General features: G+C 47.7%; 10 protein-coding genes. 5 read left to right on the top strand and 5 right to left on the bottom strand.

Annotated features, from left to right (window positions below; genetic code table 11):
* The first annotated feature begins 1 nt into the window (after position 1).
* The 4 genes from LPA26_RS01220 to LPA26_RS01205 all read left to right on the top strand — a co-directional run bounded on the left by LPA26_RS01220 (position 2) and on the right by LPA26_RS01205 (position 5,950).
* Entirely contained in the window at positions 2–556 is a 555-nt protein-coding gene (locus LPA26_RS01220; protein WP_229007023.1) for a flavin reductase family protein, read from the top strand.
* Positions 557–891: 335 nt separating this feature from the next.
* Positions 892–3,132, top strand: a complete 2,241-nt coding sequence (locus tag LPA26_RS01215; RefSeq protein WP_229007022.1) for an HAD-IIB family hydrolase — start codon at positions 892–894, stop codon at positions 3,130–3,132.
* Positions 3,133–3,144: 12 nt separating this feature from the next.
* Positions 3,145–5,097, top strand: coding sequence for an alpha-amylase family protein (locus LPA26_RS01210; protein ID WP_229007021.1), 1,953 nt, complete (start codon positions 3,145–3,147; stop codon positions 5,095–5,097).
* A gap of 16 nt (positions 5,098–5,113) precedes the next feature.
* Positions 5,114–5,950, top strand: a complete 837-nt coding sequence (locus LPA26_RS01205; protein WP_229007020.1) for a mechanosensitive ion channel family protein — start codon at positions 5,114–5,116, stop codon at positions 5,948–5,950.
* Between the two features lie 23 nt (positions 5,951–5,973).
* Here LPA26_RS01205 and LPA26_RS01200 read toward each other — a convergent pair whose 3' ends face one another.
* The 5 genes from LPA26_RS01200 to rlmE all read right to left on the bottom strand — a co-directional run bounded on the left by LPA26_RS01200 (position 5,974) and on the right by rlmE (position 11,489).
* Entirely contained in the window at positions 5,974–6,459 is a 486-nt protein-coding gene (locus LPA26_RS01200) for a hypothetical protein (RefSeq protein ID WP_055829558.1), read from the bottom strand.
* A 46-nt stretch (positions 6,460–6,505) separates the two neighbouring features.
* Positions 6,506–7,858, bottom strand: a complete 1,353-nt coding sequence (glmM, locus tag LPA26_RS01195) for a phosphoglucosamine mutase (RefSeq protein ID WP_229007019.1) — start codon at positions 7,856–7,858, stop codon at positions 6,506–6,508.
* 52 nt (positions 7,859–7,910) lie between these two features.
* Positions 7,911–8,735 carry a dihydropteroate synthase gene (gene folP / locus LPA26_RS01190; RefSeq protein WP_229007018.1) on the bottom strand — a complete coding sequence of 275 codons (825 nt, stop codon included), beginning with the start codon at positions 8,733–8,735 and terminating at the stop codon, positions 7,911–7,913.
* Positions 8,736–8,803: 68 nt separating this feature from the next.
* The gene (gene ftsH, locus LPA26_RS01185; RefSeq protein ID WP_055871005.1) at positions 8,804–10,723 is read right to left on the bottom strand and encodes an ATP-dependent zinc metalloprotease FtsH; all 1,920 of its coding nucleotides are present in this window, start codon (positions 10,721–10,723) and stop codon (positions 8,804–8,806) included.
* Positions 10,724–10,868: 145 nt separating this feature from the next.
* A complete protein-coding gene (gene rlmE, locus LPA26_RS01180; protein WP_055829569.1) occupies positions 10,869–11,489 on the bottom strand; it encodes a 23S rRNA (uridine(2552)-2'-O)-methyltransferase RlmE in 621 nt (206 codons plus the stop codon).
* Positions 11,490–11,543: 54 nt separating this feature from the next.
* On the opposite strand from rlmE, the gene yhbY reads away from it, so the two are divergent.
* Positions 11,544–11,852, top strand: a complete 309-nt coding sequence (gene yhbY, locus LPA26_RS01175) for a ribosome assembly RNA-binding protein YhbY (RefSeq protein ID WP_229007017.1) — start codon at positions 11,544–11,546, stop codon at positions 11,850–11,852.
* Positions 11,853–11,863: the final 11 nt, after the last annotated feature.

The following is an 11,863-nucleotide window of genomic DNA, read 5'->3' as shown; positions in this document are numbered from 1 at the left end:
CATGCTTCCAGTCGAGCTTACTAAAGCGTTCAGGTTACTAAATCATGGCCCAACAACCCTGATTACTTCGGCCCATGCGGGAAAACAAAATATCATGGCGGCCGCATGGGTATGCGCTTTGGACTTTAACCCGCCAAAAGTCACCGTAGTGATTGATAGCAAAACCTACACCCGCGATTTAATTGAAGCGGGAGGCACATTCGCGATTAACCTGCCTTGCGTAACACAAATCGAGATGGTGAAAAAAGTAGGTAGTATCAGCGGACGCGACTTTCCGGACTTCGACAAATTCAAGGAATACAACATCGACACATTCGCCGCACAGGGAATCAATGCACCTTTGGTGAAAGATTGTGTGGCCTGGCTGGAGTGCAAAATCATCTCCGAGCCGCATAACCAGAACACTTACGATTTATTTATTGCTGAAGTGATTGCTGCGCATGCGGATGAACGCGTGTTTAGCGATGGTCACTGGCATTTTAATGGGCATGATGACTTGCGTACTATCCATCATGTTGCGGGTGGTGTATTTTTTGCCACCGGCCACGAATATTAATCAACTATGCTTACAAACTAATTTCCTTCAATGCCTTAACCGAAGCCCTGCGAATCACTCGCGGGGCTTTTTAATTTCAGACGATTCCTACAGACCAAACCTAAACTTCTGCGGTACGCTAATGTCAGTTTAAATGAACTATTAATTTTGCTGGTTAGTGACACGGGCTTTCTACTTGATAGCTTTGAAATCGGATGCTGCTGCATTCAAACAAGCAAATGTGTTGGCATTGCATCCCTCCTCCAAACCACTAGCCAGTAATAAGCATTTAGACAATCAGCCATTCCGCGAGCTGATTGTCGTCCAGGTTTTATAGAGTTAGCAGTAAGGAATGTATGCGTGCACAACCTCAACAAAAAAATGATCCTTTATATGTACTACTTATCAGCGTCCATGGCTTGATCCGTGGCGAGGAGCTGGAGCTTGGTGTAGACGCGGATACCGGTGGCCAGTGTACTTATGTGCTAGACCTCGCCAAGGCGTTGGCTGAACACCCACAAGTGGGCAAGGTGGATTTATTGACTCGCTTGATTGAAGACCCTGACGTGAGCGACGACTATGCGCAACCTGAGGAGAAAATCAGCGATAAAGCACGTATTATCCGCGTACCTTGCGGGCCAAAACGGTATATGCGTAAAGAAGCGCTGTGGCCGCATCTGGACCAGATGATAGATCGTTGCCTGCATTATTTACGTCAGCAAGGCCGCTTGCCTGATGTGATTCATTCACATTATGCCGATGCCGGCTATGTGGGTCGCCAGCTCTCGATGTTATTGGGGATTCCGCAAATTCATACCGGCCATTCGCTTGGCAAACCCAAACAGGAGCGTTTGCTTTCCAGTGGCCGCAAAGCGGAAAAAATCGAAAAGCAATTCAACTTTGAAAAACGTATTACTGAGGAAGAAGCCCTGGTACAACATGCCTCGCTGATTGTGACGAGCACCCGGCAGGAAGTAGAGTTGCAATATGGCATGTATACCCGTCCGGACCCCAAACGTTTCCGTGTCATCCCGCCCGGCACTGATACCTCTAAATTTTTGCCACCGGGCAGACGTCCGATTGCTCCTCATGTTGAACACAGTATTAACCGTTTTTTGGATAACCCCAAAAAACCGATGATCCTATGTATTTGCCGACCAGAGGTGCGCAAAAATATTAAGGGTTTAATCGCAGCTTACGGCAATAACCCGGCGTTGCAACGGCGTGCCAATCTGGTGCTGATTGCAGGTAGCAGGGAAAACATTCGTGATCTGGATAAATCGCAAGCGGCCGTGCTGACTGACTTGTTATTGGATATAGATACTTATGATTTATGGGGAAAAGTAGCGATTCCAAAAAACCATGCGCAGGAAGATGTCCCGGAAATCTATCGCATGGCAGCAAAAAGTCGTGGCGTTTTTATTAATGCGGCGTTTACCGAGCCATTTGGTTTAACGCTGCTTGAAGCAGCGGCTTGTGGCCTGCCCGTGATTGCACCGGATGATGGCGGTCCACGTGATATTTTAGGCAACTGCCATCACGGTCTGCTGGTAAATACCCTCGATAGCAATACGATAGGCGAAACTTTACTTTCTGCGCTGACTGATAAACCTCGCTGGAGTAAATGGTCCAAAAGTGGCGTGCTTAATGTAAAACGCCACTATACCTGGGCCGGACATGTCGATAAATACATTAAAGAAGTACGAAATCTATTACGCAAACAGCGCAAAAATCTGCGCAGGAAACAGATTGCTGCCCATAACGGCAAATCCCAAATTCCATTAGCACAGTATGCTTTTATTACCGATATAGATAACACTTTATTGGGCAACCGTGAAGGGCATGAAGCGCTGGTAGCCTGGCTACGGGCTAACTCCGGCTATAACATATTCGGTATCGCGACCGGCAGGCCACTGGAAAGCGCCATTGAAATTCTACGCAAAAACCGCATCCCGATTCCTGATGTATTGATTACTTCTGTTGGCTCGGAAATCCATTACGGTTTACGTAGTATTCCCGATGTAGGCTGGGCAAATCATATTCGTCACTTATGGCGTCGCGACTATTTACTGGAAGCGATGAAGAAGATACCTGGCATTAAATTACAATCCGCTGAAAATCAGCGTGAATTCAAAATCTCTTACATTGTCGATGACAAAAAAATGCCATCGTTAGATGAAATTCATGCGCATTTACGCAAAGAGCATTTGCACGCGCAAGTCATTTATTCGCATGGTGAATTTCTGGATTTATTGCCGATGCGTGCCTCAAAAGGTCATGCCATCCGCTATCTATCCTATAAATGGGGCATACCACTGGCTAACTTCCTGGTTTCGGGTGACTCCGGCAATGACATTGAAATGTTAATGGGCGATACCATGGCGGTGGTCGTTGGCAATCATAGTGAAGAGCTCAATCACCTCAAGGGCGTTAACCGGATTTATTTTGCAGAGGCAAGCTATGCGCACGGCATTCTGGAAGGCATGCAACATTACAAGTTTGGTATACAGACGAATGGAAAGATGAAAGAGGAACACCCTATAAAGCGGAAAAGCACGACCAAGAAAACGCCCGATAACGTTGAAAAAGTGACTTAGGGAGCACTCATCATGTACGAACAAATTTCGCATTCTTTGTTGAATGACATCCTGACGCAACATAAACAACCGGCTGCCAGCGATGGGCAACATTTTTATACCCGCCTGGGCGCTAACTTTTACGCCATCTATTCTTTATTTCAACATTTATACGGTCAGCGGGAGGATTTCAAACCTCAGCTTGCAAACCTGGTCTCGGTACTTTCTGAGCAATATGCCAACCGTGCACCACATTTAAAAGCAAAAGACCTGGAGCGTGAAAAAAATCACGACTGGTTCATGCAGCAGAAGCTGGTTGGTATGGCCTTGTATTGCGAAGGTTTTGCCGGTGACCTGGCGAATATGAAAGACAAGCTGGCCTATTTTCAGGAGTTAGGTGTAAACCTGGTCCATATCCTGCCAATTTGCGATTGCCCTGAACAGGCCAATGATGGTGGTTATGCAGTGCGTGATTTCCGCAAAGTAGATCCTCGCTACGGCACTATGGAGGACTTGGAGCAATTAATCACTGCCATGCAGCAATGCGATACCTTGCTGACCCTCGATGTTGTGGTTAACCATACTTCTGATGAACATGCCTGGGCCTTGAAAGCGAAGAGTGGCGATCAGCATTACCAGGATTATTACTATATGTATCCTGACCGCACGATTCCGGATATGTTTGAAGCATCCATGCCGGAAGTGTTTCCCGAGCATGCGCCTGGTAGTTTTACCTATAACGAGGAAACCGGCAAATGGGTAATGACGGTATTCAATAATTACCAATGGGACCTGAACTACACCAATCCGGCAGTACTGATTGAAATGGTAGACATCATCCTGTTCTGGGCTAATAAAGGCGTCGATATCCTGCGGCTGGATGCGGTCGCTTTCCTGTGGAAAAAAATAGGCAGCACCAGCCAGAATGAACGTGAAGCGCACTTAATCCTGCAATTGCTCAAAGACTGTTGCCAGGTCACTGCACCTGGTGTGATCTTTATTGCAGAGGCGATTGTGGCTCCGCTTGAAATCATCAAATACTTTGGTGAGGATGCGGTCAATGCCAAGGAATGTGAAATCGCCTATAACGCTACCTTTATGGCCCTGTTATGGGATGCAGTTGCGACCAAAAATACGGTATTACTGACCAACGGTGTCAAAGATCTGCCGGAGAAACTGGACCGGGCGACCTGGTTGAATTATGTACGTTGCCATGACGATATCGGTCTCGGCTTTAGCGACCAGGCAATTATCGCTTCCGGTTTTGACCCGGTTTCACACCGTCGTTTTCTGGTCGATTACTACACCGGTCAATACCCTGATTCCAATGCGCGAGGCTTTGCGTTTGGCGTGAACCGTAAAACCGGTGATGCGCGTATTTCAGGCGCTCTGGCGTCCCTGGCCGGGCTTGAAACCGCGCTGGCGAATAACGACCAGCCGGCAGTCGATAATGCCATCCTCACGATTGTCCTGCTACACAACCTGATCATGTCATTCGGAGGTATTCCGCTGATTTATTATGGCGACTCTGTAGGTACCCTGAACAATGATGGCTACCTGCAAGATTCTTCCAAAATGCATGATAACCGCTGGGTGCATCGCCCAACACTGGATTGGGACATGATGGCGCTCAGGAACGAACCGGGTACGGTGCAACAACGCCTGTTCAGCCAGATCAAGCAGATGATCGCTATCCGTAAAGAGATTTCTGCATTTGCCGACTTAAATAATCGCGACCTGATCGATATGATTAACCCGCATTTATTTGCCTTCCATCGTTACGTACAAACCGGCATGAATCCTAGCGTAGTGGTGATTGCCAACTTTGATGTGCATCCCCAACGCGCTGCGTTGCACTTGTTCAAACAAAAAGGATTACACAAAGCTGAAGGAAGATTGATAGATTTATGCAGCGGCCAAACCGTGCAGATTGAAGATGACGCCATTGTCCTGCCTAAACTGACAGCTTACTGGCTGGCTGCTTAATACAGAAAGAAACTCAATGACTGAATGGTTTACTTATTTTGGAATCGCCAATCCGGCAGAAGCCCTGATACTGACCAAAACCCTGCTGCGTATCACACTCATTATTGTGATTGCCTATTTTCTCAATCGCGTTAGCAGACGGGCGTTAGATGCCTTGCGTGAAAACCTGAGCAATAAAGCGGTGAATCATGTGGAAGAAGTGAAGCGTATCAATACAGTGACCATGGTGCTTCGCTACATTATCACCACAGTCATCATTGCCATCACTATCGTTGAAGTGCTGCATGAATTGGGTATTTCGATTGCACCGGTATTAGCGGCAGCGGGCGTGGTTGGACTGGCGATTGGTTTCGGTGCACAAAGCCTGGTGAAGGATTATTTCACCGGTTTCTTCCTGTTGCTGGAAAACCAGATCCGTAAAGATGATGTGATTGAGGTAGCGGGCAAATCCGGTCAGGTGGAAGCCATTACGCTGCGCTACATTAAAATGCGAGACGACGACGGTAATGTGCATTATGTGCCAAATGGGCAGATTCTGACAGTGACGAACCGTTCACGCGACTTTTCTTATGCGGTGGTTGAAGTAACCCTGGATTACGATGCAAACATTCCTGAGGCATTTCAGATCATGCAGGAAGTCGCAGATAATTTGTATCAGGACCCTGTATTTAAAAACAAAATCATTGCGCCGGCAGAGATCACCGATCTGGATAAGCTGACCGATTCAGCAGTCGTCATTCGTTGCCGCTTTGAGGTGTTGCCGCAGGAGAAAGTAGCCGTCAAGCGCGAATACTTCAAACGTCTTAAAACTGCCTTTAACCAGCAACAGATCGAATTAAAAACTAATTCTTAGATGAAAATGCCCTGACGGACAACTTAAAGTCCGGTCAGGCGTTTTTTCTTCTGACGCTGACGGTAAGCCAGCAATAAGATAATGCCAGCCACATTTGGGAACCAGATATACCAGTTTGACCAGGGAATACCGTCAATCTTGTAATCTGAAATCGGCCAGAACATGGGAGTGGGGAAATACTCCAGGCTATGGAACGGAAAATCCAGCGTGATATGAAACGGCCAGCCCAGCATCGCGAACGCAATATCCTTGCGCCAGATGGCCACCAGGCCAATCACAGTAAAAGCAATCACGAAACTATGGCCTATGGTATAAGCCGGATATATCCAGGCAGGTAATGTTGCCAGCGCTGGCTTTCCCCATCGATAAGTGCCATCAATCACACGAGTGAGCATGAGGGCGCCAAATGAAATCAGGTCTGGCATGGCACCCATCAGTGCCGCAAATTTAGGATATTTGCGAATACCAAACAGGCCGTAGCCCCAGAGCGCGTGACTAAAAGTATCCATGCATGTTTTCCTCTGAAATCAAACTTTTAAAATCAAACCTCTGAAATTAAGCAGCCAGTTGGCGGATAACCGAAGCGAGTGTTTCAGCCTGCGCTTGTACTAGGGCATGGTTTAAGCCCTCGACCATGACGCGAATTTTCGGCTCAGTGCCGGAAGCCCGTAGTAGGACTCGGCCTTCACCATTAAGTGCATTTTCTGCCTGCTTAACGGCTTGCTGGACCGCAGCTTGCTCCAGATCGAGCTTCTGACTGGTCGTCACATTGATTAATACTTGCGGGTACAGGGCAAGACCGGCGCCCAGCTCAAGTAGGGTTTTGCCACTTTCACGTAGTGAATGTAATACCTGTAAAGATGCAATGATGGCGTCCCCACTGCTGTGTTTATCCAGGGTCAGGATATGGCCGGAATTTTCCCCGCCCAATTTCCAGTTTTTGCTTTGCAGTAGTTCGAGCACATAGCGGTCACCGACTTTAGCGCGTCCAAACGGGATCTGGTGTTTTTGCAGTGCATGTTCCAATGCCAGGTTGGTCATCAGTGTGCCCGCCACGCCACCTTTGAGTTTGCCTTTGGCATATAGTCCCATGGCAATGATATAGAGCAACTGGTCACCATCCAGCAAATTGCCGGCACCATCGACCATCATGACGCGGTCACCGTCGCCATCAAAAGCGATGCCAAGATCAGCCTGCTGTTCAACCACGGCTTTTTGCAAGGCCTGAGGATGAGTAGAGCCTACTTGCTCGTTAATATTGAGGCCATCCGGCTGGTTGCCTATGGCAATGACTTCAGCGCCCAGTTCATGAAACACATCAGGTGCCACATGGTAGGTAGCGCCGTGTGCGCAATCGAGTACAATTTTCAGGCCTCGCAAATCGAGGTGGCTAGGGAAAGTGCTTTTACAGAACTCAACATAGCGCCCGGCCGCATCATCGACACGTTTTGCTTTCCCCAGATTGGCTGATTCCATCACCTGCATCGGTTTGGCTATTTCAGCTTCAATCGCGTATTCAACATCATCTGCCAGTTTTGTGCCCTGGGCTGAGAAAAACTTGATCCCGTTGTCGTAATAAGGGTTGTGTGAAGCAGAGATCACGATACCCGCCTGCGCACGCAAAGCGCGGGTCAGATAAGCCACTGCCGGCGTGGGCATAGGTCCGGTCAACAGCACATCAACGCCTGCCGCAGATAATCCCGCTTCCAGCGCCGCTTCCAGCATATAACCTGAAATACGCGTGTCCTTACCTATCAACACGGTTGGCCGTTGCCCATTAGGTAGCTGCTCCTGGCTAGCCAATACGCGCCCTGCCGCATAACCAAGCTTCATGACGAATTCGGGATTGATGACTGACTCACCTACACGCCCACGAATGCCATCGGTGCCAAAATACTGTTTGCTCATACTTAATAATTTCCCTGTTTTACTCTCGGTTTATGCTAAGTTTGTTTTTGATTTATTTTAGCGCTGTGACAACTTTTAAGGCCTCTACAGTGGCCTTGACATCATGCACGCGCAGCAGATGTGCGCCCTGCATCGCGCTGGCAACTGCCGCAGCGATGCTTGCATACAAGCGAGCATCGACATCATTGCCGGTCACCTGCCCTAATACCGATTTGCGCGATAACCCAACTAAAAGCGGGCAATCCAGATCCAGCAAATCGGCCAGGGATTTAGCCAAGGTAATATTATGCGCGCGCGTTTTACCAAAGCCAAATCCAGGGTCGAGCAAAATGCGATCCTGTGGAATGCCAGCTACCAGGCAGACATCGCGTCGGAGGCGTAAAAACGCTTTGACTTCAGCAACCACATTTTCATAATGTGGATTTTCCTGCATGGTCTGGGGGGTGCCCTGCATATGCATCAGGCACACGCCAGCGTTGCTGCCTGCAACAATCTGCAATGCATCGGGTTCTAATAAAGCACGCACATCATTAACAATACTAGCACCGGCATCAATTGCAGCCTTCATCACGGCAGGTTTATAGGTATCGATTGAAATCGGCACCGGAATATTTTCTGAGACTAATGCCTCAATGACCGGAATCACACGCTGCAATTCTTCTTCCAATGGCACCGGTGTGGCATTGGGGCGGGTAGATTCACCGCCTATGTCCAGCACGGCAGCGCCGTCTTCAATCAACTTAAGGGCATGCGTTACAGCGGAATTTGTCTGCGAATATTGCCCACCATCCGAGAAAGAGTCCGGTGTGACATTGATGATACCCATCACCTGGGGGGTGTTAAGATCTAATGTAAATGCGCCGCAACGAAAGTGCATATAAACAATTCTATAAAAAAATAAAGGCTGGCAAAGCCAGCCTTTACATTCTAACTTAAGCCCCGAGTCTATTGATGTTTTAAATCAGTTTCCTCAGTTTTTGCAGTAGGTTGTGGCGACGTATTTACCACAGCACCACCAGTTCCACTACCACCACTTGTCGTCACAGTTGGGCCATTTTTTGGCTTGGCTGGACGCACTGGCAACCCAGCCATGATGTCGTTTATCTGGTCTGCATCGATGGTTTCCATTTCCATTAATGCTTTGGTCATGGCTTCCACTTTATCGCGGTTGTCTTCAAGCAGTTTGCGGGCAAGTGCATATTGCTCATCCAGAATACGGCGGATTTCAGCATCCACTTTTTGCTGGGTAGCTTCAGACACGGTGCGGGAAGACATGCTGCCCATCCATGAATCCTGCTCGCTACCTGCATAGACCATAGTCCCCAAGCTATCAGACATACCGTATTTTGTCACCATATCACGCGCCAGTTTGGTTGCACGTTCAAAGTCGTTTGAAGCACCGGTTGACATCTGATGCATGAAAATTTCTTCAGCAATACGGCCGCCGAACAGAATCGAAATATCATGCAACATTTTGTCTTTGTAGTTGCTGATACGATCATGCTCTGGCAGTTGCCAGGTTAAACCCAAAGCCCAGCCACGCGGCATGATGGTGACTTTATGCACAGGATCAGCAGTAGGCAACAACTTGGCAACAACAGCATGACCAGACTCATGGTAAGCCGTGTTCAAACGCTCTTCTTCACGCATGACCATAGATTTACGCTCAGGACCCATGAAGATTTTATCTTTGGCATCTTCAAAGTCTTGCATGTCTACAGTGCGCTTGTTACGGCGAGCTGCGAATAATGCTGCTTCATTCACCAGGTTAGCCAGATCTGCACCACTGAAGCCAGGCGTACCACGAGCCAGAATATCAGCCTTAACATCCGGATCAATCGGCACTTTGCGCATATGTACGTTCAGAATCTGCTCACGGCCTTTAATGTCTGGCAAGCCAACCATTACCTGGCGATCAAAACGACCAGGACGTAACAATGCTTTATCCAGTACATCTGCACGGTTAGTCGCAGCGATCACAATCACACCGGAGTTAGCTTCAAAACCATCCATCTCAACCAGCATTTGGTTCAGTGTCTGTTCACGTTCATCGTTACCACCGCCGGTACCGGCGCCACGATGACGACCAACTGCATCAATTTCATCAATAAAGATGATACAAGGCGCATTTTTCTTGGCATTTTCAAACATGTCGCGTACACGTGCAGCGCCTACACCGACAAACATTTCAACGAAGTCGGACCCTGAAATGCTGAAAAATGGTACTTTAGCTTCACCGGCAATCGCACGTGCCAATAAGGTTTTACCAGTTCCTGGAGGGCCGACCATTAATACACCACGGGGAATACGGCCACCCAGTTTCTGGAACTTGCTAGGATCTTTAAGAAACTCAACCAGTTCCGAGACTTCTTCTTTGGCTTCGTCGCATCCAGCCACATCTGCAAAGGTAGTGCTGTTATTGGACTCGTCCAATTGACGCGCTTTGCTCTTACCAAAGGAGAATGGACCACCGCCCTTACCACCGCCCTGCATTTGGCGCATAAAGAAAATCCAGACGCCAATCAGCAAAATCATCGGGAACCAGGATACGAAAATGCTCATGAGCATAGATTCGCGTTCTTCTGGTTTAGCGTCAACAATGACGTTATTTTTTAATAAATCTGAGACCAACCATGGGTCGGAAGGCGTGAAGGTGTCATAATTTTTACCTTCATTGGTAGTCACATGCAAGTTGCGGCCATCAATCTGGACTTTGGCTACACGTCCGTCCCTCACCTCTTGCATAAATTGTGAGTAAACCACCTGACCGCTATTCTTGCTGGTGCCGTTGAATTGATTAAATACCGTCATCAACAACAAGGCGATAGCTACCCAAATCGCGATATTCTTCAATAGATTGTTCAAGATGGTTCCTTAACTAAAAACAGAAGGCCGGGAATATCCCTACAAGTGACTATGGAGGCAAAGCCAAAAAATTCAAGCCTTAATTGTATTGTATACACAATTTTTTGGTTTTGCGACGAAACTAAACACCGAAAACCATTGCATTTCAAGGTTTTCGATGTAATCCCAGCAAATAGACTTCACTACTGCGATCTCGTGAAGCTTTGGGTTTGCGGGTGACGACTTTTTCAAACTGGCTGCGCATTTGTTTGATTAATTCATCAAATCCGCTGCCGATGAACACTTTGACCAGAATATGTCCGCCCGGTTTCAACCAATCTTTACAAAATTCCAATGCCAGTTCAGTCAGGTAAGTTGCGCCTGCCTGATCGACATCTTTAAGGCCGCTCATATTCGGGGCCATATCTGCAATCACTAGATCGACCAACTTATTATTCAGACTTGCTTCCAGTTGTTTGAGTACGGTTTCCTCACGGAAATCACCGCAAATAAACTCCACGCCAGGAATAGGATGCATTTCCAGGATATCGAGTGCAATCACCCGCCCCTGCCCTTTCAGGCGTTGCACGGCGACCTGGGACCAGCTGCCCGGGGTTGAACCGAGGTCCACGATGGTCATACCCGGTTTGATTAATTTATCTTTGTCATCGATTTCCAGCAGTTTATAAGCTGCACGCGCCCTGTAGCCTTCTTTTTGTGCGCGTTTGACATATTCGTCATTCAGATGCTCTTGCATCCATGCCTTGCTGGTTTTAGAAGGTTTCATAGGGTGAGTATTGGCTTCGTGCTAAAATAGAGGTTGTCTTGAAGGAATGCTTTTATGCAATTAAATAGTAAACAAATCGCGCATTTACGTGGGCTGGCCCATACGCTTAATCCAGTGGTCATGATTGGCAACAACGGTCTGACTGAGTCTGTATTAAAAGAGATTGACCTCAACCTGAATGCGCATGAATTAATTAAGGTGCAGGTTTCAAGTGATGACCGCGCGTTACGTAAATCTATGCTGGATGAAATCGCCAGCAAGGTGAATGCAGTTGTGGTGCATCATATCGGTAAACAATTGGTGTTTTATCGTGCTAGCGACACCGTTAAAGCGTCAGCGAAAATTGTTATCCCAAAATTATAACAAGCTGATTG

It is taken from the genome of Methylophilus sp. Leaf408 (assembly GCF_916856905.1).
Taxonomy (GTDB): Bacteria; Pseudomonadota; Gammaproteobacteria; order Burkholderiales; family Methylophilaceae; genus Methylophilus.
Note: the sequence above shows the minus strand (reverse complement) of the source record. Positions and strands in the feature narration are given on the sequence as shown.